This is a genomic window from Streptomyces sp. AV19, from assembly GCF_015999245.1.
In the GTDB taxonomy this organism is placed as follows: domain Bacteria; phylum Actinomycetota; class Actinomycetes; order Streptomycetales; family Streptomycetaceae; genus Streptomyces.
In genome coordinates this window covers 406,112-427,750 of record NZ_JAEAMR010000007.1, presented here as the reverse complement: position 1 = coordinate 427,750, position 21,639 = coordinate 406,112, and the positions used below count along the sequence as shown (strand labels likewise).

The window sequence follows — 21,639 nt, the reverse complement described above, 5'->3', positions numbered from 1 at the left end:
CTCAGCCCGCCCGCAGGGCCACCGTCATCGCCTCGACCGCCAGCAGGGGCGCCACGTTCCGGTCGAGCGCACGGCGGCACGCGCCGATCGCCTCGATCCGGCGCAGCGTCGCCTCGGGACGCGAGCCGGAGGCGATCCGCTCCAGGGCGTCGCGCATGTCCGCGTTGGCGAGCTCGACGCGGGAGCCGAGCTGTATCGCGAGGACGTCACGGTAGAAGCCGGTGAGCTCCGTCAGGGCGAGGTCCAGGCTGTCGCGCTGGGTGCGCGTCGAACGGCGCTTCTGCTTGTCCTGCAGCTCCTTCATCGCGCCGGCCGTGCCGCGCGGCAGCCGCCCGCCGGTGCCGGCCGCCGCACCGAGGGCGGCCCGCAGCTCCTCGGTCTCCTTGGCGTCGACATCCTCGGCGACCTGCTTGGCGTCCTCCGTCGCGGCGTCGATCAGCTCCTGGGCGCCCTTGAGGCAGCCCCCCATGTCGTCGACGCGCAGCGGCAGCTTGAGCACGGCCGCGCGGCGGGCACGGGCGCGCTCGTCCGTGGCGAGGCGGCGGGCCCGGCCTATGTGGCCCTGAGTGGCGCCCGCCACCCGGGCGGCGAGCTCGGGCTCCACGCCGTCCCGGCGGACGAGGACGTCGGCGACCGCGGCGGTGGACGGCGTGCTCAGGGTGAGGGACCGGCAGCGGGAGCGGATCGTCGGCAGCACGTCCTCGATGGACGGCGCGCAGAGCAGCCAGACCGTCCGCGGGGCGGGCTCCTCGACGGCCTTGAGGAGCACGTTGCCCGCGCCCTCGGTGAGGCGGTCCGCGTCCTCCAGGACGATCACCTGCCAGCGGCCGCCGGCGGGCGACAGCTGGGCGCGGCGGACGAGGTCGCGGGTCTCCTTGACGCCGATGGACAGCAGGTCGGTGCGGACGATCTCGACGTCCGCGTGCGTCCCGATCAGGGTCGTGTGGCAGCCGTCGCAGAAGCCGCAGCCGGGGCCCGCGCCGTACGCCCGGTCAGGGCTGACGCACTGCAGCGCGGCGGCGAAGGCGCGCGCGGCCGTGGCGCGACCGGCGCCGGGCGGGCCGGTGAACAGCCACGCGTGCGTCATCCGGGAGCCGGCCGGGTCCTCCGCCAGGCCGCCCGCCGCCGCCGTGACCAGCGCGTCCGCGTCACGGGCGGCAGCGCCGAGCTGCTCCGTGACCCGGTCCTGCCCGACCAGGTCGTCCCACACCGCCATGACTGCCCTCCGCGCCGATCGTCCTGCGGTCTGCCCCGGTCACCCATTGTGAGGCACCCCACTGACAACGGGGCCCGGAACCGGCGGCGGGGCCCCGTACGAGGCCCCGCCGTTCTGTCACTTGCCGCGCCGCCGCGGGCCGTTGCCGCCCTTGCCGTCCTTGCCGTCCTTGCCACCGGCGTCACCGCCGTCGTCGTCGCGCGAGCCCAGGAGCTCGTCGGCGAGCGTCGCGTCGTCGGCCCACTCGGGCCGGCGCCGCGGCTTGCGGGCGCCCTTCCCGGCCTTCCCTTCGGAAGCGCCGTCGTCGAGCCGCGGCATTTCGCGGGTGCGCACGTTGTCCGCCTCGTCCGCGGAGGGCTCCGGCGCGGACGGCGAACCTCCCTCGGCCGCCGGCTCCTCCGGCCGGAAGAGCCAGTCCGGGACCCGGTCCACCGGATCCTCGCGGCGGGCCGGGGCCGGCTTCGCCCCCGCGCCATCCGCCGCGGGGCCCATGCCCCAGGTGACCCGCTGCTGCTCCGGCGCGGCGGACGGCGCGGCGCGCCTCACCGGCGGCACCGGGGGCAGCACAGCGGTCTCGTCCTCGGACCGCGCGGCACCGGCGGCCGCGTCGGTGGCGGGCAGCACCGCCGTCTCGTCCTCGGACGCGGACCTCAGCGGCAGCACCGCCGTCTCGTCACCGGAACCGTCCGGAGCATCCGAACCGTCCGGAGCACCTGAACCGTCCGGAGCGTCCACCTCGCGCGGATCGGCGCGGTGCACGACCGGCGACTCGACGGTCAGCGTCTCGTCCGCGTCCCGCATCCGCATCGTCTCGCGGGGGTCGGGCCGGTGCACGGACGGCACCTGGAGCTGCTCGGTCCGCTCGGCGTCGTCCCGCACGGACGCCTGCTCGACCGTGGGCACCTCGTCCGGCGCCGCCTCGGAATCCTTGGAGCTCTTGGCGTCCTTGGAGTCCTTGGAGAGCTTCAAGCCCTCCGGCTTCCCGGACTTCCCAGACTTCCCGGACTCCTCCGAGGACCCGGCGCCCTCGGCCGCCACCCGCGCGGCCTCCGCGCGCAGCAGCGCCTCCTCCGCCGCGCGCTGCTTCTCGCGGCGCCGGTCCTCGGCCTCGGCACGCAGCCGCGCCTCCTCCGCGGCCTGCTTGCGCAGCCGCTCCTGCTCCTCGGCGCGGACCCGCTCCTCCGCCTCGCGGCGCTTGCGCTCCTCCTCCGCGAGCCGACGGGCCTCCTCCGCACGCTTGCGGGCCTCCTCGGCCTGGCGCTCGGTCTCCCGGCGCGCCTCCTCCTCGGCCTCGAGGCGCTTGCGCTCCTCCTCCTCGGCACGCAGCTTGGCGAGCTGCTCCTGGCGCTCGCGCTCCAGCCGCTCCTCCTCCGCCTTGCGCGCCGCCTCTTCCTCGGCCTTGCGGCGGGCCTCCTCCTCGGCGGCCCGACGGGCCTCCGCCAGGGCCTTCTCCTCGGCCGAGGACAGCGGGAGGTCCTGGTCGAGCCGGTGCCGGACGACGGTGGTGACCTCGTCCGGCTCCTGACCGGCGTCCACGACGAGGTAGCGCGCCGGATCGGCGGCGGCCAGCGCCAGGAAGCCGCTGCGCACGCGCTGGTGAAACTCGGCCGGCTCGGACTCCAGCCGGTCCGGCGCCTCGGTGAAGCGCTCGCGCGCGGTCTCCGGCGAGACGTCCAGCAGCACCGTCAGATGGGGAACGAGGCCCTCGGTCGCCCACCGGTTGATGCGGGCGATCTCGGTCGGCGACAGGTCCCGGCCGGCGCCCTGGTAGGCGACGGAGGAGTCGATGTAGCGGTCGGAGATGACGACGGCGCCGCGCTCCAGGGCCGGCCGCACCACGGCGTTGACGTGCTCGGCGCGGTCGGCCGCGTAGAGCAGGGCCTCCGCCCGGTCCGACAGCCCGGCCGACGCGACGTCCAGCAGGATCGCGCGCAGCCGCTTGCCGATCGGCGTCGCGCCGGGTTCGCGGGTGACGACGACCTCGTGGCCCTTGGCGCGGATCCACTCGGCGATGGCCTGCACCTGAGTGGACTTGCCGGCGCCGTCGCCGCCCTCGAAGGCGATGAAGAAGCCGCTGCGCGCCGGAGCCTGGGCGGGGTCGCCGTCGCGGACGGCGTCCAGCAGGTCGCGGTGGAAGGGCACGCCGTGCCGGTCGTCGGTCCGGCCCAGGACGAGCGCGCCCACGGGCAGCAGCAGCGCGCCGACGAGCATCAGCGTGAACGCCGCACCGCCGTGCGCGAAGACGAAGCTGCCGCTCTCGGCCCGGTGCGGGCCGATGAGCGCGGCCAGGACGGGCGCGACGACCGCGCCCAGCGCCACGGTGACGCGGACGACCGCGTGCAGGTGCTCGGTCGTGCGCTCCCGCGCCGCGTCCTCCGTCTCCTGGTCGAGGAGCGTGTGGCCGGTGTTGGCGACGACACCCGCGCAGAAGCCCGCCAGCAGGACGAGCAGCAGGACGGTCGTCGGGTCGGGCACGAGCCCGGCCGCGAGCAGCGCCAGGCCGGTGACACCGAGCGCCAGGGCGAGGAGCCGGCGGCGGGAGAAGCCGGGCAGGATCCGCCCCGCGGCGCGGATGCCGGCCACGGGGCCGCCGGTCAGCGCGAGGACCAGCAGCCCGAAGGCCACCGGGCCGCCGCCCAGGTCGTACGCCTGGAGCACCGCGACGCCCACCGCCGCGGCGACGGCCCCGGCGACCGCGGCACAGGCCAGGACGAAGACCGGGATGCCGCCCGTGCGGCCCTTGCCGGGCCCCTGGGCGCCCTTGGGCCGGCGCAGTCCCTGCAGCGGGGAGCGCGGGGCGGGGGCCTGCGCGCCGAAGAGCGGCAGGAAGTGGACGATCACGCCGGACGCGTTGAACAGCGCCGCCGCGAGGTACGAGCCGAGGGCCGCCTGGTGCAGGTGGAACCAGTCGATCCCGGACCCGAACAGATTGCTGACCAGCGTGATGGCGACCAGGGCGGCCGCCGCCACGGGCAGCGCGACGAAGGAGGTGCGCAGCGAGAGCCGGCGCAGCGCGTCCCGGTGGTCGGGCCCGGGCCGTACCGGGTCGTCCTCGGGGGGCGCGCCGGGCAGCAGCGAGGGCGCGACGCCGTCCTTGGCCACGGTCCACACCCGCTCGGCGGCGCCGAGGAGGAACGCGGTGGCCAGCAGTACGGCCAGTGACTTGTGCTCGGTGAAGTCGATCCACACCGGCGCGACGGCAAGCAGGACCGCGCGGACGGCGTCGGCGCCGACCATGGTCCAGCGGCGGTCCAGCGGGCCGGCGGGGGCGAGCAGCGAGGAGAGCGGGCCCAACAGGGCCGCGCCGAGGAGCACCGTGGCGAGCAGCCGCGCGCCGATGACGGCGGCGACGGCGAGGGCGGCACCGCGGTAGCCGCCGCCGAAGGAGCCCGCGGCTCCGGCCGACTGGAGCGCCAGGAGCATCAGGACCAGCACGCCGAGGGCGTCGCCGACCCCTCCCGCGGCCTGGGCGCTCCACAGGCGCCTCAGCGACGGGATGCGGAGCAGGGCACGGACGGCGCGCTCACGGGAGTCCGCGGCCAGTGCCCCTGAGGGGGAGGTGACCACTGTTGGCTGCTCGGCTCGCGTCATCCTGCCAGCCTATCCGGAGCGTCTGAATACGGACCGCCACGACGAACAGGCGCTCGAAGCGCAGGGGGAACGGCCCGGAAACGGACGGGCGGCGGAACCGGAATCCGGTCCGCCGCCCATTCCTGTCCTGCCGTGAGGTCACTCCGCCTTGGCGGCCGCGGCCTTCTTGGCGGTCGTCTTCTTGGCCGCCGCCTTCTTCGTGGTGGTCTTGGCCGCCGTGGTCTTCTTGGCGGCCGTCTTCTTCGCGGCGGTCTTCTTCGCCGGGGCCTTCTTGGCCGCCGCCTTCTTCGCGGTCTTCTTGGCCGGGCCCTTGGCGCGCTTCTCCGCCAGCAGCTCGTAGCCGCGCTCCGGCGTGATCGTCTCCACGTCGTCGTCGCGGCGCAGCGTCGCGTTCGTCTCGCCGTCCGTGACGTACGGGCCGAAGCGGCCGTCCTTGACCACGACCGGGCGCTCGCTGACCGGGTCGGTGCCCAGCTCCTTCAGCGGCGGCTTGGCCGCGGCCCGGCCGCGCTGCTTGGGCTGCGCGTAGATCGCGAGGGCCTCGTCCAGCGTGATGCCGAAGATCTGGTCCTCGGTCTCCAGGGAGCGCGAGTCGGTGCCCTTCTTGAGGTACGGCCCGTAGCGGCCGTTCTGCGCGGTGATCTCCACGCCCTCGGGGTCGGTGCCGACCACGCGCGGCAGCGACATCAGCTTCAGCGCGTCGTCGAGGGTGACCGTGTCGAGCGACATGGACTTGAAGAGCGAGGCCGTCCGCGGCTTGACCGCGTTCTTGCCGGTCTTCGGGGTGCCCTCGGGGAGCACCTCGGTGACGTACGGGCCGTAGCGGCCGTCCTTGGCGATGATCGCGTGGCCCGACTGCGGGTCGGTGCCCAGCTCGTACTCGCCGCTCGGGCGGGCGAAGAGCTCCTCCGCGTACTCCACGGTGAGCTCGTCCGGCGCCAGGTCGTCGGGGACGTCCGCGCGCTGGTGGCCCTCGGTGTCCTTCTCGCCGCGCTCGACGTACGGGCCGTAGCGGCCGACGCGCAGCACGATGCCCTCGCCGACGGGGAACGAGGAGATCTCCCGGGCGTCGATCGCGCCGAGGTCGGTGACCAGTTCCTTGAGGCCGCCGAGGTGGTCGCCGTCGCCGTTGCCCGCCTCGGCCGCCTTGCCGGAGCCCTCCGGGCCCTCGCCGAAGTAGAAGCGGCGCAGCCACGGCACGGCCTGGGCCTCGCCGCGGGCGATGCGGTCGAGGTCCTCCTCCATGGAGGCGGTGAAGTCGTAGTCGACCAGCCGGCCGAAGTGCTTCTCCAGCAGGTTGACCACGGCGAAGCTCAGGAACGACGGGACGAGCGCCGTGCCCTTCTTGAAGACGTAGCCGCGGTCGAGGATGGTGCCGATGATCGACGCGTAGGTCGACGGACGGCCGATCTCGCGCTCCTCCAGCTCCTTGACCAGCGACGCCTCGGTGTAGCGGGCCGGGGGCTTGGTGGCGTGACCGTCGGCGGTGATCTCCTCGGCCGTCAGCGCGTCGCCCTCGGTGACCTGCGGCAGACGGCGCTCGCGGTCGTCGAGCTCGGCGTTCGGGTCGTCGGCGCCCTCGACGTAGGCCTTCATGAAGCCGTGGAAGGTGATCGTCTTGCCGGACGCGCTGAACTCGGCCGCACGGCCGTCGCTCGCTCTGCCCGCGATCCGGACGGTGACCGAGTTGCCGACCGCGTCCTTCATCTGGGAGGCGACGGTCCGCTTCCAGATCAGCTCGTAGAGACGGAACTGGTCGCCGGTCAGCCCGGTCTCCGCGGGCGTGCGGAAACGATCACCCGAAGGACGGATGGCCTCGTGCGCCTCCTGGGCGTTCTTGACCTTGCCCGCGTAGGTGCGCGGCTTCTCCGGCAGGTAGTCCGCGCCGTAGAGCTGGGTGACCTGCGCGCGGGCCGCGCCGACCGCGGTGTCCGAGAGCGTCGTGGAGTCCGTACGCATATAGGTGATGAAGCCGTTCTCGTACAGCTTCTGGGCCACCTGCATGGTCGCCTTCGCGCCGAAGCCGAGCTTCCGCGACGCCTCCTGCTGGAGGGTCGTGGTGCGGAAGGGGGCGTACGGGGAACGGCGGTACGGCTTGGACTCGACCGAGCGGACGGCGAAGGAGGACTGCTCCAGGGCGGCGGCCAGGGCGCGGGCGTTCGCCTCGTCCAGGTGCAGCACCTGGGCGGCGTCCTTGAGCCTGCCGTTCGCCCCGAAGTCGCGGCCCTGGGCCACGCGCCGGCCGTCGACCGAGGTCAGGCGGGCGGTGAAGGACGCGGGGTCGGACTTGTCGCCACCGCGGCCGGTGCCGAAGGTGCCGGTGAGGTCCCAGTACTCGGCGGAGCTGAACGCGATGCGCTCGCGCTCGCGCTCGACGACCAGCCGCGTCGCCACGGACTGCACCCGTCCGGCGGACAGCCGGGGCATGACCTTCTTCCACAGGACCGGCGAGACCTCGTAGCCGTAGAGGCGGTCGAGGATGCGGCGGGTCTCCTGGGCGTCGACCAGCTTCTTGTTGAGCTCGCGCGGGTTGGCGACGGCGGCCTGGATCGCGTCCTTGGTGATCTCGTGGAAGACCATCCGGCGGACCGGGACCTTGGGCTTGAGGACCTCCTGGAGGTGCCAGGCGATGGCCTCGCCCTCGCGGTCCTCGTCGGTGGCCAGGAAGAGCTCGTCGGACTCGGCCAGCAGTCCCTTGAGCTTCTTGACCTGCTCCTTCTTGTCGGCGTTGACGACGTAGACGGGCTGGAAATCGGCGTCCACGTTCACACCGAGGCGGGCCCAGGGCTCGCCCTTGTACTTCGCCGGGACCTCTGCGGCCCCGTTCGGCAGGTCACGGATGTGCCCGACGCTCGCCTCGACGACGTATCCGGGGCCGAGGTAGCCCTTGATCGTCTTCGCCTTGGCAGGCGACTCGACGATGACGAGTCGGCGGCCGCCCTGTGCGGTCTCGCTGGTCGGGGACAACTTCGCTCTTCTTCCGGTCGCAATCGGCATGGGAGTTGCGGTGACGCTGCGGAGTGTGACGGTACATCCCGCCCCCGTGTCAAACGGGGAAAGCCCGCAACGCCACTCGAACGGTAACCCGACAAGCGTCCTGTCTGCCGCCCGGACCGTCACACCACCGGGAGGAACGCGCCGCCGACCCCACTGGGGCGACGGTATCCGGACGATACGGGACACGCCTCACGAGGCGATCAACATCACCATCCCGTGTTTCGGACAGCGGCCGGAGGCCGTCGGGACGGCCCCGACCCCGCATGTTCCGGTCAATCGGTCTGCTCGGCCGATCCGCGATCAACCGGCCTCCGGGATCAGGAAACCCTGCTCGACCAGGAGCCGGATCGATTCGGGTGTGCGGTCGCGCAGCAGCACCGGATCCTCCCCGATGAGCTGCGCGATGGCGTCGAGGATGCGGCCGGCGCTGAGAGTCCCGTCACAGACTCCCGCGAAGCCTGCGCCCACCGTGTCCACCTTGGTGGCCCGCCGCATGCCCCGGTTCTGGCGCAGGACCACGTGCTCCGGGTCCTCCGCGCCGGGCAGCCCGACCTGCTCCTGGACGACCTCCGGGGCAAGCCGGAAGCGGGCCCCGAGCAGCGCCGCGTCGTCGTGCGTCCGCAGGAACTCCTGCCGCTCGAAGTGCTCGCGGACGCCGGCGCCGAGCGGCTGCTCCACCGGGTGCGGCCACTCCTCGGCGATCACCGACGGACGGTCGGCGCCCGATTTGAACAGCGTGATCCAGCCAAATCCGATGCCCTTGGTCCGACGGGACTCGAACTCGTCCAGCCAGGCGTCGTAGCGCGCCGCGTACTCCTCGGGGCTCGTGCGGTGGTCACCCGCGTCGCGCAGCCACAGCTCGGCGTACTGCGCCACGTCCTGCACCTCGCGCTGGACGATCCAGGCGTCGCAGCCGGCCGGCACCCAGGACGCCAGCCGCTCGCGCCAGTCCTCGCCCTCGACGTGCTGCCAGTTGGCGAGCAGCTGGCAGTGGCCGCCGTCGTTGAGCCGGTCGGCCGCCCGGCCGACCAGGGTGCGGCACAGGTCGTCCCCGCCCATGCCGCCGTCGCGGTAGGTGAGCCGGGCGCCCGGGGAGATGACGAACGGCGGATTCGAGACGATCAGGTCGAACTTCTCGTCGGCGACCGGCTCGAACAGCGAGCCCTGGCGCAGGTCGGCCTCCGGTGCGCCGGAGAGTGCGAGCGTGAGCCGGGCGATATGCAGGGCGCGCGGGTTCACATCGGTCGCGGTGACGCGGGCGGCGTGCTGGGCGGCGTGCAGCGCCTGGATGCCGGAGCCGGTGCCGAGGTCGAGGGCGCTGCCCACGGGGGTGCGGACGGTGATGCCGGCGAGGGTCGTGGAGGCGCCGCCGACGCCGAGGACGAGCTCGGAGCGGTCCGTCCCGGCCGGGCCCGCGCCGCCCCCGGCGATGCCGCCGGCCCCGCCGACCGCGCAGCCGAGGTCGGAGACGATCCACCAGTCCTCCCCGTCCGGACCGCCGTAGGGGCGCACGTCCACCGTCGCGCGCGCCTCGTCGCCGTCGGCGGTCAGCCAGCCGTCGGCGAGGCAGTCGTCGAGGGGCAGCGCGGCGGCCGCCCGCGCCCGGGCGACGGGGCGCTGCAACAGGAAGAGACGGACCAGCGTCTCCAGCGGGCCGTCCCCGCGGGTGGCGCGCAGCGCCGGGACCGTCTCGCTGCGGGCGAGCGCGGCGTAGGCGGGGGCACCGAGCAGGTCGAGCAGACCGTCGGCCGTGAAGTCGGCGGCGAGCAGGGCGTCGCGCAACCGGGCGGTGCGCGACGGGGCGGCGGCGGAAGGGAGCGTACTCACGGGACCATTGTCGGGTGCGCCACTGACAATCGGCGCGGTGGCCACCGGCGAGGGGCGGCGGCCGGGCGGGCCGCTACTTGGGGGACTCCACCTTCTTGCAGTTCGGCTGTTTCATCATCGCCTGGCCGAGCTCACCGGCCTGGAGCTTGTTGATGGCGTCGTCGCCCTTCCCCTTGAGGCTGTCGAGCTTCTTCGCCAAATCCCTCAGGCCGTCGGAGAACTTGGCCTTGTCGGACGTGTTCAGGCCGTCCACCTGCTTCTTCAGCCCGGCGAAGACCCCGGAGAGCTCGTTGAGCGCCTTGACGGCGTTCTCCTGGGTCGCCTTGCCGTCCTTGACGGGCGGGACCCCGGCGTTGTCCACGGTCGACGCGAGCGACTTGTACGCGTCGGAGATGGTCTGGAAGGCGGCCGAGTCGGTCTGCTGGACCTTCTTGGAGTCCTCCTCGCCCCGGACCGAGACGATGCTGGCGAACGCGTCCTTGGCCTTCTTGACCGGCGGCTGCATCTGGTCGCAGATCTGTTTGGCCCACGCGTCGCGCTTCTTGCCACTGTCATCGCCGTCGCCGCCGCACCCCGACAGGGCCAGGACGAGCGCCGCACCGCCGGACAGTGCGGCCACAAGCTTCTTGTTCACCGGATCGGTCCCTTCAATGGCTCTCGGCCCCGGAACTTACACGTCCCGCCGGTACGGCCCGCGAGCCGAGCATCCCATATGCCCCCTTATGTCGCTATGTGTCCCCATCCTGATGTGGTGTTCGCCGCGCCGGGAGCGGCCCGTACCGCGCGGGCCGCACGCCACGGGCCGCTCCCGGCGCGGGCCGTCAGGACACCACCGCCGGATCCGCCGGCTCCGGGGACCGCTCCGCGCTGCCGCCCTCGCCGTCGACGGCCACCCCGCGCCGCTTGGAGAGGTACACCGCGCCGACGATGACCAGCCCGGCCAGCACCGCCACGCCGATCCGCAACGGCCTGCTGGCGTCGGCCCCGTAGGAGAACTTCACCACCGCCGGGGCGATCAGCAGGGCGACCAGGTTCATCACCTTCAGCAGCGGGTTGATCGCCGGTCCCGCCGTGTCCTTGAAGGGGTCGCCGACCGTGTCGCCGATGACCGTCGCCGCGTGCGCCTCGCTGCCCTTGCCTCCGTGATGGCCGTCCTCGACCAGCTTCTTGGCGTTGTCCCAGGCGCCGCCGGAATTGGCCAGGAAGACCGCCATCAGCGTGCCGGAGCCGATCGCGCCCGCCAGGTACGAGCCGAGCGCGCCGACGCCCAGCGCGAAGCCGACCGCGATGGGCGCCATGACCGCGAGCAGCCCGGGCGTGGCCAACTCGCGCAGCGCGTCCTTGGTGCAGATGTCCACCACGCGCCCGTACTCCGGCTTCTCGGTGTAATCCATGATCCCGGGGTGCTCGCGGAACTGCCGCCGCACCTCGTAGACCACCGAACCCGCCGACCGCGACACCGCGTTGATCGCCAGGCCCGAGAAGAGGAAGACGACGGCCGCGCCGAGGATCAGCCCCACCAGGTTGTTGGGCTGCGAGATGTCCAGACTCAGGTTCGTCTCCGAGGACTTCGCGTGCACGTCCGCGACCGCCGTGGCGATCGCGTCGCGGTACGAGCCGAAGAGCGCCGAGGCCGCCAGCACCGCCGTCGCGATCGCGATGCCCTTGGTGATCGCCTTGGTGGTGTTGCCCACCGCGTCGAGCTCCGTCAGCACCCGGGCGCCCGCGCCCTCGACGTCGCCGGACATCTCGGCGATGCCCTGCGCGTTGTCGGAGACCGGACCGAAGGTGTCCATCGCGACGATGACGCCGACCGTGGTCAGCAGACCGGTCCCGGCCAGGGCGACGGCGAACAGCGCGAGCATGATGGACGAACCGCCCAGCAGGAACGCCCCGTAGACGCCGAGCGCGATCAGCACGGCCGAGTACACCGCCGACTCCAGCCCGATGGAGATGCCGGCGAGGACGACGGTCGCGGGCCCGGTCAGCGAGGACTTGCCGATGTCCCGCACCGGCCGCCGGCCGGTCTCCGTGAAGTAGCCCGTGAGCTGCTGGATGAGCGCCGCCAGGACGATGCCGATGGCGACCGCCACCAGCGCGAGCACCCGCGGATCGCCGCCGTGGTTGCGGATGGCCTCGTCGCCGATGCCCTTCAAGTCCGCGTAGCTGGACGGCAGGTAGGCGAAGACGGCGACCGCCACCAGCACGAGCGAGATGACGGCCGAGACGAAGAAGCCCCGGTTGATCGCGGTCATCCCACTGCGGTCGGAGCGCCGCGGCGCCACCGCGAAGATGCCGATCATCGCCGTCACCACCCCGATCGCGGGGACGAGCAGCGGGAAGGCCAGGCCCGAGTCGCCGAAGGCGGCCTTGCCCAGGATCAGCGCGGCGACCAGCGTCACGGCGTACGACTCGAAGAGGTCGGCCGCCATGCCGGCGCAGTCGCCGACGTTGTCGCCCACATTGTCCGCGATGGTGGCGGCGTTGCGCGGATCGTCCTCGGGGATGCCCTGCTCGACCTTGCCGACCAGATCGGCCCCGACGTCGGCGGCCTTGGTGAAGATGCCGCCGCCGACCCTCATGAACATGGCCAGCAGCGCGGCACCGAAGCCGAAGCCCTCCAGCACCTTGGGCGCGTCGGCCGCGTAGACGAGCACCACGCAGGAGGCGCCCAGCAGACCGAGGCCGACCGTGAACATCCCGACGACGCCCCCGGTGCGGAACGCGATTTTCATCGCGCGGTGGGAAACGGCGGTCAGATCCTTTTCCGCCTCCCCCGCCGCCGAAGTGGCCTCCCTCGCCGCCGCGGCCACCCGCACATTGCTGCGCACCGCGAGCCACATGCCGATATAACCGGTCGCGGTGGAAAAGAGCGCGCCGACGAGGAAGAACGCCGAACGTCCCAGCCTTTGCGACCAGTTGTCGGCGGGAAGGAGCATGAGAAGGAAGAACACCGCCACGGCGAATACGCCGAGCGTCCGCAACTGCCGTGCCAGGTAGGCATTCGCGCCTTCCTGTACAGCGGCGGCGATTCTCTTCATGCCGTCGGTGCCTTCCCCGGCGGCGAGCACCTGCCGCACCAGCACCACGGCCACCACGAGGGCCGCGAGGGCCACGGCCGCGATGACGATCACGAGGACGCGGTTGCCCTGCGTGAGTTCAACCGCGAGATTCTGAGTGAAGTCCACCTGTTCAGGGGTGAAGGGCCCCGCCATTCGTCCTCCCTGACGTTTGGCACATGGGCGCGTGGCCGGCCCGCGAACGCGGAGCAGCCGCCACGCTCAGGCGTCCTGAGCTCAAGATGGACGGATTGTAGGGAGCATGACGTGATCTAAAACAGAGCGCGGCAACCGGAATGAGCCTGCGCGCATGGAGATCGCGTGAATGACCCGCAGTGCGGATGCCCCGCCCGGTGAAGATCGGGGAATGCGCCGGGGGAATTACGGACGCCGCGCCCCAGGGGCGGGCAGACGGCCGGATCGCCGCACCGCACGCGACTACGGCGGGCCGTGCAGGGCCCGCTCCACCGGCGGTCGCAGGGCCGACTACGGCAGAACGGGCGCCGGAATCGTCGGCCAGCTCATCCGGATGACGCCGCCGCTCTCGTCGGCGCTCACCTCGACGTCGTCGACCAGCCCGCTGATGACGGCGAGACCCATGTCGTCCTCACTGTCCGAGGCTTCCTCGTGGTCCGCGGCGGACGTGCCGGAGGAGCCCGCCACGGCCTCGGCGACGGCCGTGTGCGGCGCGTCGTCCCCCACCTCGATGGAGAACTTCTTCTCGTCCTCCGTCAGCCGGACCCGTACGGGGGTGGCGATGCCGCCGCTCCTGTGCAGACCGACCGCCCGCGAGCAGGCCTCGCCCACGGCGAGCCGCACCTCGTCGAGCACGGCCTCGTCGACCCCCGCCCGGCGCGCCACCGCGGCCGCCACGAGGCGTGCGGTGCGGACGTGCTCGGGAAGGGCGCTGAAGAGCAGTTCGACGGTGGCCATCCCATCCCCCTCGGTCGTACGTGCCCCCTCCCCCGTCACGGGGACGGAGCGAACCCGCGCAGGGACCGAGCCCACGGCCCGGCACCCGCGCGCCGATAACCTCCGGCGACCGTCAGTCGGTCGCCGACACCGCGTCGTCGACCGAGGTGTGGATCGGGAACACCTTGGTCAGACCGGTGATACGGAAAATCTTGAGAATGCGCTCCTGGTTGCAGACGAGGCGCAGCGAGCCCTCGTGCGCCCGCACTCGCTTGAGCCCGCCGACCAGCACGCCGAGCCCCGTGGAGTCCAGGAAGTCGACACGCTCCATGTCAACGACGAGGTGATAACTGCCGTCGTTGACAAGCTCGACCAGCTGCTCCCGCAGCTTGGGCGCGGTGTACACATCAATCTCGCCACCCACCTCGACAACCGTACGGTCGCCAACGGTCCGGGTCGACAGGGACAGGTCCACGGATCCTCCAGCACCTTGCATCGAGCGGTCGCCCCCCATGGATCGGCAGCCGCGATGGCATTCAATCACTTACCAGCAGGCGTGCACGACGCCTTGACGCCATTGTCCGTCACGCCAGTGACACACTCGATGTCGATGGCCCACGATCAACTCCCGCCGGAGGCGGGCGTACATCCCGCTCCCCGGGCGGTCCTCGACGGACTCGCCGCCGGGGCAGCCCGGGCTGCACGCATCACTCATACGGAGCACTTGCCCCCTCGCCCCGGACGTCATGCCCCCTGGCCCGAGAAGATCCGGCCGGAAGTGACCGCCGCCATCCGCGCCGCCGGCATCGCCCGGCCGTGGACGCATCAGGCGCTCACGGCGGAGCACGCGCTGCGGGGCGAATCGGTGGTCGTGGCCACCGGCACCGCCTCCGGCAAGTCCCTCGCCTACCTCGCGCCCGTCCTCAGCACCCTGCTCGACGGCTCCGAGGCCCCCAACGGCCGCGGCACGACAGCCCTCTACCTGGCCCCCACGAAGGCCCTGGCCGCCGACCAGCGTCGCTCCGTGCGCGCCCTGGCAGCGCCCCTCGGCAAGGCCGTCCGGCCCGCGGTCTACGACGGGGACACCCCCGTCGAGGAACGCGAATGGGTGCGACAGTACGCCAATTACGTGCTCACCAACCCGGACATGCTGCACCGCTCCGTCCTGCCCTCGCACCCGCGATGGGCCTCCTTCCTGCGCGCCCTGCGCTACGTCGTCATCGACGAATGCCACACCTACCGCGGCGTCTTCGGCTCCCACGTGGCGCAGGTGCTGCGCCGGCTGCGCCGCCTCTGCGCCCGCTACGGCTCCGAGCCCGTCTTCCTGCTCGCCTCGGCCACCGCGTCCGAGCCCGCCACCGCCGCGTCCCGGCTCACCGGGGTCCCTGTGGCGGAGATCACCGACGACGGCTCCCCGCGCGGCGAGACGGTCTTCGCCCTCTGGGAGCCGCCGCTGACCGAGCTCCACGGCGAGCGCGGCGCGCCCGTCCGCCGCACCGCCACCGCCGAGACCGCCGGCCTGCTCACCGACCTCGCCGTACAGGGCGTGCGCACCGTCGCCTTCGTCCGCTCCCGGCGCGGCGCCGAGCTCGTGGCGCTCATAGCCCAGGAGCGCCTGGCCGCGGTCGACCGCTCCCTCCCCTCCCGCATCGCCGCCTACCGCGGCGGCTACCTCCCCGAGGAGCGCCGAGCCATCGAGCGCGCGCTCCACACCGGCGAACTGCTGGGCCTCTCGGCCACCACCGCCCTGGAACTCGGCGTCGACGTGGCCGGCCTCGACGCCGTCCTCCTCGCCGGCTATCCCGGCACCCGGGCCTCCCTGTGGCAGCAGGCCGGCCGGGCGGGCCGGACCGGCCGCGGCGCGCTCGCCGTCCTCGTCGCCCGGGACGACCCGCTGGACACCTATCTCGTCCACCACCCGGAAGCCCTCTTCCGGCAGCCCGTCGAGTCCACCGTCCTCGACCCGGACAATCCCTACGTCCTCGCCCCGCACCTGTGCGCCGCCGCCGAGGAGCTCCCGCTCACCGAGGCCGACCTGGCGCTCTTCGGACCGGAGACGCCGGGCCTGCTCTCCCAGCTCGAACTGCGCAAACTGCTGCGCCGCCGCGGCGCCTCCTGGCACTGGACGCGCCGCGAGCGCGCCGCCGAGCTCACCGGCATCCGCGGCGAGGGCGGACGGCCCGTCCAGGTGGTCGAGGAAGGCACCGGACGGCTGCTGGGCACCGTGGACGCGTCCGCCGCCCACACCACCGTCCACCAGGGCGCCGTCCACCTCCACCAGGGCCGCAGCTACCTCGTCCGCCGCCTCGACCTGGAGGACAGCGTCGCCCTGGTCGAGGAGGCCGACCCGCCCTACTCGACGACGGCCCGGGACACCACGACGATCTCCGTCCTGGAGACCGTCGAGGAGGTCCCCTGGGGCGAGGCCCGGCTGTGCTTCGGCTCGGTCGAGGTCACCAACCAGGTCGTCTCCTTCCTCCGCCGCCGGATCATCACCGGCGAGGTCCTCGGCGAGTCCAGACTGGACCTGCCGCCCCGTACGCTGCGCACCCGGGCCGTGTGGTGGACGGTCACCGACGACCAGCTCGACGACGCCCACGTGGCCCCCGAGGCCCTCGGCGGGGCCCTGCACGCCGCGGAGCACGCCTCCATCGGCATGCTGCCGCTCTTCGCCAGCTGCGACCGCTGGGACATCGGCGGCGTCTCCGTGCCCCTCCACCCCGACACGCTGCTGCCCACCGTCTTCGTCTACGACGGTCACCCCGGCGGCGCGGGCTTCGCCGAGCGGGCCTTCCGCACGGCCGCCCGCTGGCTCACGGCCACCCGCGAGGCGATCGCCGCCTGCGAGTGCGAGACGGGCTGTCCCTCGTGCATCCAGTCGCCCAAGTGCGGCAACGGGAACGAGCCCCTCGACAAGCGGGCGGCCGTCCGCCTCCTCGGCCGGCTGCTGTCCGGCGCGCCGGAGGAGACGGAGGAGACGGGCCCAGCAGGGGATTAGGGCGCTCGGGCCTGTACGGCCACGCGGGCGAAGGCCCTGGTCACCCTGCTCCCTCCGGGCCGGACGCGCCCGACGCTCCGTCGCCGTCCGGCACGGAACCCTCCGGCACCGGACCCGCCGTGACCGCCGGAACATCCGCCGTGGCCGGCCCCGCCCGGGAGCGGACCCGTACGGCATACGGCCCCGCCCGGGCCTCGGCCGCCACCTCGGCGATCTCGCCCCGCACCGCGCAGGTCACCACCCGCGCCCGCTGGGCGCCGGCGACCCGGCGGGCGAAGCCGCAGGCCGTCTCCTCGCCGAGGAGGGCGTGGTCGGCGGCGGCCAGGACCGCCAGGTCGGCCGCGCCGCCCGCCCGGTGCCGGGCGAGCACCGCCTGGCCCATAGCCAGCAGCAGTGCGAAGACCGCGCAGAAGGCCATGACGGCGATCGCCGTCCACACGGTGGCGAAGCCCCCGTCGTCGCCTCCTCCCCCGTCACCCCACCGTGTCCTCCGCAAGGGCCACCGCCTCTCCGTTCAGCCGGACCGCGAGCGGGCCGGGCCCCGCGGCCCGTGCCTCGACCCGCACCCTCACCAGATCTCCCTCCCTCGTCACCGCCACGCGGGCCCCCGCGGGGGCCGCCGACCTCGCCGCTTCCACCGCCACCGGCACCGGGTCCGAACGGGCCGCGGCCCGCGCCCCGGCCCGCGCCGCGTCCACGCACTGGATCTGCGCGGACGCGGCCATCAGCCCCCAGATGAGGGCCATGCCGAACAGCACCAGCGTCGGCAGCGCCATGGCGGCCTCGGCGGTCACATGACCGCGGTCGCGACGACCACCTCCGAAGCGGCTGTTCCCGGAACAGCCTTCACTGGTACGGTCGTTGCCGGGGCGGCCGTCGTCAGAACGCCGCATGGAGGCCCTTCTCGATGAGCCCCTGCAGCGCGGCGCTCACCGCTCCGCTCGTGACCACAGAGCACAGTTCAGTAGGGCGGTATGACACCGCCTCTGCTCGGAAAGAGCATCCGTAATCTGGACCTGGTGAGAGCTTTCACCTACGGCCGACAGTCCAAAGCCCGTGAAGATGAGTCGCGCACTTCCCCCGAAGGGCAGCGTCAGGCGACGCGCGCCCTGGTTGACTCGCGAGGCTGGACGTTCGTTGAGCACTTCGAAGATGTCGGCCGTTCAGGCTTCGACCCAAAAATCGTCCGCCCCGGCTTTGAAGCCCTTATGGCAGCCGTCCGCCGCGAAGAGTGCGACGTGGTCATAATCCCTGCCCTGTCTCGCCTCACACGGCAGGGAGCCTATGAGGCAATGAAGATCAACGATGAGCTTCAGCGGCACGGCGTTTCACTGGTGAGCGTCGATGAGCCGTTCTTGGACACGTCTACGCCGGTCGGTGTGGCAATCTTCGCTCTGATTGCTGGTCTCGCGCAGCAGGAGAGCGAGAGCAAGCGTCAGCACATACTCAGGGCACAGGCTGCCGTCCGGCTGGTGGGCGGGCACGTGACGGGCAGTGCCCCGTACGGCTTCAAGTCGGAGCGCACCACTGTGCCCGTGCAGGATGGAGACGGCACGCTGACAATCACTCGCCTTGTACCCGACCTGATACAGGCGCAGCACGTGCGCGGCATGGTGGCCGACGCCATGGCAGGGAAGAGTGCGGTAGCGATAGCCAAGCGGCTCAACGAAGAGAAGGTGCCTACCTCGCTTGAGAGCATGGGGGAGACCGGACGGAACCGCTTGAAAGGGCGCCGCAAGCGCGCTGACATCGTGTCTGCGCCGCTTGAGGATGAACGGGCGCAGTGGCATTCGGGATCGGTGCTGCGTGTGCTGCGTGATCCCCGCCTAGCGGGTTTTGCCTCCAAGGTTGTTGGGGGTGGCGGCAAGCGGGAGCCGCAACGCGACGCATCGGGGGAGATCGTTCGATCTCATGAGGGGATCATCCCGCCGGGTGAGTGGTTCCAGCTACAGGAAGTCGTGAACAGGAAGCGACCGGAAGTGAAGCAAACGAAGCGTCCAAGTCTTCTTACTGGCTGGGGTGTTCTGTTCTGTGCCGTGTGCGGTTCGACCATGCAGCACTCGGAAACCAAGGGCATTCGCTATTACCGCTGTAAGCGCCCGGCCGGAACTATCGACGGTCACAAGAGTCTGTCGGTGAACATGCAGACCGTAGACAACGTGGTTGCAGGGCGAGTGTTCGCGCGACTGTCAGTCATGACGGATGACTTTGAGGCGCAGAGCGCGGAGGATCAAGAGCTGATAGTTGAGGCTTCCCGCCGGTTTGCGCATCAGCAGGACACGAGCGGCGTGGAAGCTGAGCGCGCAGAGCTGACAGCAGCGCTTGAGTACACCCGGGAGTCGCTGGCCACGCTCTACAAGGACCGCGCAGAGGGCGCGTACCGCACGACGACCGGTAGGCGGATGTTCATGGAGTCGGAGGAGCGATTGGCCAAGGAGGAGGAGAGGCTAGAGGGAGCATTGACGCTGTTGGCGGAGCGCGCCACGTCCACGGTCGTACTGCCTATCGGGCAATGGTGCGGCGATAACGACGGCGACCCGATTGGGGAGGGTTCGCCGTGGACTGCATGGGATTTGGCGCGGCGTCGTGAGTTCCTGGCCCTGTTCATCGATCGCGTAGAGCTGGGGAAGGCAACCGCCCACGGGCGCGCGTCTGACACGGAAAAGCGCGTATCCATCACGTGGGCGCAGCCCGCCAAGCAGGAAGACGCACAAGAGTCAGCGTAGACACGCCTGAGTGTCCGTCACGGCCCGTTGCTGGGGAATTCCCTGGTAGCGGGCCGTTCGTGCGTTCTAGGGTGCTTCTGCGACTTCTGGGTGCACTGTCAGTGGCTGCGCCTAGGGTCGGGGGGTGTCGAACTTCGGTTGAGGTTTTGTCGGGGAGGTGGCGAATCGACGTTGAGGGGGGTGGGTCTGTATGCGCCTGCTTTGCTTCTTTGCGCCCCGTCCGGAGACCAGCCCTTCCCCTTGCGGTTACTGGCCTGTGGTGCCCTTGCCGCAGCGTTTCAAGATCAACAAAAAGAGAGGTGGGGGTCTCGCTTGACGGCCCTTGAAGAGTCGCGCGTCACCTGTTCGGAGTGTGGTGCCCCGCACCAGCGTCCCAATCGCAGGACATGCGGGGCGCAGCTGTGTGTGGAGTCAGCCCGGTTGCAGATTGCCGCCAAGCGGGCGCGTGAGGCGGTGCGTGCTGCCGCTCCTGCTCCCCGCTGCCATCGCTGCGATGAGCCGCATGGCCGTGCTGCGTGGGCGGTGTACTGCGTGCGCTGCGCCGAAGAGGTGGAGGAGTCGCGCAAGGAGGAGCGCCGCAAGCAGTTGCAGCGGGAGCGTGAAGAGGCAGCCCAGAAACCTTGCCAGGGTCCGAAGTGCTTCAACCCTGTTGGACTTTCAAGGAACCGAAGTCGCTTGTACTGCTCGGAGGAATGCAGTCGCGCCGCTGAGTACATCCGTAAGCGTGCCCGGACCAAGCCTGAGCCGGTGCCGTGTCGGCGCTGCGGTACCCCCGTGGTGCTCAAGTTCCGTGATGGCGTGTGCAGTTCGTGTCAGGCGGTGCAGCGCACGGTGGCGCGCCGGGTGACGCTTCAGCGCCGGATACGTGAGGCACACGGGGATGCAGGGTGCTTCCACTGCTCCGCTCCGCTACCCGAAGGGGGCGTGATTGATCACCTGCGCCCCATATCGCGGGGCGGCCTCTCGACGCCTGCCAACATGCGCGTGGTGTGCGTGGTCTGCAATTCGTCGAAGAAGGATCAGTTGCTGGACGAGTGGTCTCCGCCGCATTTGGTGGCGCGCTGACCCTGGGGGGTGACCCGCTGACCCTGACGCCAAGACCGGAGCCGTATAGCACCTCGCTACCTGTACGGGTTGTTGCGTCAGTCAGGGGCAGGCGGGTGCCCCCTTCCCCTCGCTGCGCTGATCGGCAGTGAGCGGAATCTTTCGCGTGGCTCATCGGACCGTTTCGGAGGGCGCCTGTCGCTGTGAGTGATCACCGACGGGCGTCTCAGAAACCAAGGTATGTGAGACACCGTCACCATGCCCCGCAAGGTGCCGGATTCGCGTTCAAAACCCGTCTCACAACCTGCCAAAAACCCTTGATGTTCTGAGATGAGTTGTGAGACAGTCTCGTCATGACCACGAACACCGGACACCTCATCGGTTACGCCCGAGTCTCCACCGACGACCAGGAAGCCCAGTTGCAGCTTGACGCCCTGTCGGAAGTTGGCTGCGCCCGGATCTTCACGGACAAGGCGAGCGGGAAGAACACGGACCGCCCGGAACTGACTGCCGCGCTGGACTACCTACGCCCCGGTGACACGCTCTGCGTCTGGAAGCTGGACCGGTTCGCCCGGTCGCTGATTGACCTTGTGACGATGGTGGACGCTCTTGCCGAAAGGGGGGTGGGGTTCAAGGTGCTCACGGGGGCGCTGGCGAGTATCGACCCGAACACAGCGGACGGGCGGTTGATGCTTCAGGTGGTGGGCGCGATGGCGGAGTTTGAGCGGGCCCTGATCAAGGACCGGACCCGGGCGGGGCTGGACGCTGCCAGGGCGCAGGGGCGCACGGGCGGACGGCCGACAGTGATGGACGCTGACAAGCTCGCTGCCGCCAAGGCGCGCCGTGCGAAGGGTGAGAGCGTCACGGCGATAGCCAAGGCTCTTGAGGTGTCCCGTGCGACGCTGTACCGGGCGTTGGGCGAAGCGTCGTAGCCCTGCTGCGCCTAAGACCTGAGAGACCGTCTGTCCGCCCGACAGGCGGTCTTTCGCCGTGTCGGCACGGGGAAGGGCGGGGCGTTGCCAAAGTTCAGTCCTGAGCCCGTCTGGCGATCCCGGCTCAAGCTGCACGTACGCGCGCTGAGTGTGACGCCGTTTTTTCGACCCGAAACACGCCTTGACCTGCTGCAACGTGTCTCGCTGCGCCTGAGATAAGCCCTGTGAACGCCTTGGTAGCGGGTCGGAACGGCGGGTTAAGGGGTGGGGAGTGCCCCCTGAGCGACTTCCCCCTTACCGGCTGGGGATAGCAGCATCGCCCATGTACGGGTCTCCG

The 21,639-nt window shown here is 71.4% G+C and carries 14 protein-coding genes; 4 read left to right on the top strand and 10 right to left on the bottom strand.

Going from position 1 to position 21,639, the window contains the following annotated elements; genetic code table 11:
* Position 1: 1 nt before the first annotated feature.
* The 8 genes from I5Q34_RS11500 to bldG all read right to left on the bottom strand — a co-directional run bounded on the left by I5Q34_RS11500 (position 2) and on the right by bldG (position 14,077).
* Positions 2–1,216, bottom strand: a complete 1,215-nt coding sequence (locus I5Q34_RS11500; protein ID WP_199892098.1) for a DNA polymerase III subunit delta' — start codon at positions 1,214–1,216, stop codon at positions 2–4.
* Positions 1,217–1,333: 117 nt separating this feature from the next.
* A complete protein-coding gene (tmk, locus tag I5Q34_RS11495; RefSeq protein WP_199892097.1) occupies positions 1,334–4,807 on the bottom strand; it encodes a dTMP kinase in 3,474 nt (1,157 codons plus the stop codon).
* Positions 4,808–4,945: 138 nt separating this feature from the next.
* Positions 4,946–7,774, bottom strand: a complete 2,829-nt coding sequence (gene topA / locus I5Q34_RS11490; RefSeq protein ID WP_199892096.1) for a type I DNA topoisomerase — start codon at positions 7,772–7,774, stop codon at positions 4,946–4,948.
* A gap of 330 nt (positions 7,775–8,104) precedes the next feature.
* A complete protein-coding gene (locus I5Q34_RS11485; protein ID WP_199892095.1) occupies positions 8,105–9,631 on the bottom strand; it encodes a methyltransferase in 1,527 nt (508 codons plus the stop codon).
* A gap of 73 nt (positions 9,632–9,704) precedes the next feature.
* Complete coding sequence (locus I5Q34_RS11480; RefSeq protein ID WP_277965786.1) at positions 9,705–10,265, bottom strand: small secreted protein; 561 nt, start codon at positions 10,263–10,265, stop codon at positions 9,705–9,707.
* Positions 10,266–10,452: 187 nt separating this feature from the next.
* Positions 10,453–12,846: a sodium-translocating pyrophosphatase gene (locus I5Q34_RS11475; RefSeq protein WP_199892094.1), complete on the bottom strand. Its 2,394-nt coding sequence runs from the start codon at positions 12,844–12,846 to the stop codon at positions 10,453–10,455.
* Positions 12,847–13,176: 330 nt separating this feature from the next.
* Positions 13,177–13,623 carry an ATP-binding protein gene (locus I5Q34_RS11470; RefSeq protein WP_199892093.1) on the bottom strand — a complete coding sequence of 149 codons (447 nt, stop codon included), beginning with the start codon at positions 13,621–13,623 and terminating at the stop codon, positions 13,177–13,179.
* A gap of 112 nt (positions 13,624–13,735) precedes the next feature.
* On the bottom strand, positions 13,736–14,077 hold the full coding sequence (gene bldG, locus I5Q34_RS11465) for an anti-sigma factor antagonist BldG (protein ID WP_049716377.1): 342 nt from the start codon (positions 14,075–14,077) through the stop codon (positions 13,736–13,738).
* 54 nt (positions 14,078–14,131) lie between these two features.
* Here bldG and I5Q34_RS11460 point away from each other — a divergent pair, with 54 nt between their 5' ends.
* Positions 14,132–16,600 carry a DEAD/DEAH box helicase gene (locus I5Q34_RS11460; RefSeq protein WP_199892092.1) on the top strand — a complete coding sequence of 823 codons (2,469 nt, stop codon included), beginning with the start codon at positions 14,132–14,134 and terminating at the stop codon, positions 16,598–16,600.
* A gap of 40 nt (positions 16,601–16,640) precedes the next feature.
* Here the strand turns inward: I5Q34_RS11460 and I5Q34_RS11455 are convergent, their stop codons facing one another.
* Together I5Q34_RS11455 and I5Q34_RS11450 are read right to left on the bottom strand one after the other, a co-directional pair.
* The gene (locus I5Q34_RS11455; RefSeq protein WP_199892091.1) at positions 16,641–17,096 is read right to left on the bottom strand and encodes an Rv3654c family TadE-like protein; all 456 of its coding nucleotides are present in this window, start codon (positions 17,094–17,096) and stop codon (positions 16,641–16,643) included.
* Positions 17,074–17,376 carry a TadE family type IV pilus minor pilin gene (locus tag I5Q34_RS11450; RefSeq protein WP_234428851.1) on the bottom strand — a complete coding sequence of 101 codons (303 nt, stop codon included), beginning with the start codon at positions 17,374–17,376 and terminating at the stop codon, positions 17,074–17,076. The genes I5Q34_RS11455 and I5Q34_RS11450 overlap by 23 nt, the downstream gene beginning before the upstream one ends.
* 198 nt (positions 17,377–17,574) lie before the next feature.
* Between I5Q34_RS11450 and I5Q34_RS11445 the strand changes: the two genes are divergently transcribed.
* From I5Q34_RS11445 to I5Q34_RS11435, 3 genes are all read left to right on the top strand, one after another.
* Positions 17,575–19,326, top strand: coding sequence for a recombinase family protein (locus I5Q34_RS11445; protein WP_199892089.1), 1,752 nt, complete (start codon positions 17,575–17,577; stop codon positions 19,324–19,326).
* Positions 19,327–20,100: 774 nt separating this feature from the next.
* Complete coding sequence (locus tag I5Q34_RS11440) at positions 20,101–20,391, top strand: HNH endonuclease (protein WP_199892088.1); 291 nt, start codon at positions 20,101–20,103, stop codon at positions 20,389–20,391.
* A 332-nt stretch (positions 20,392–20,723) separates the two neighbouring features.
* Positions 20,724–21,302 carry a recombinase family protein gene (locus I5Q34_RS11435; protein ID WP_199892087.1) on the top strand — a complete coding sequence of 193 codons (579 nt, stop codon included), beginning with the start codon at positions 20,724–20,726 and terminating at the stop codon, positions 21,300–21,302.
* The last annotated feature ends 337 nt before the right edge of the window (positions 21,303–21,639 follow it).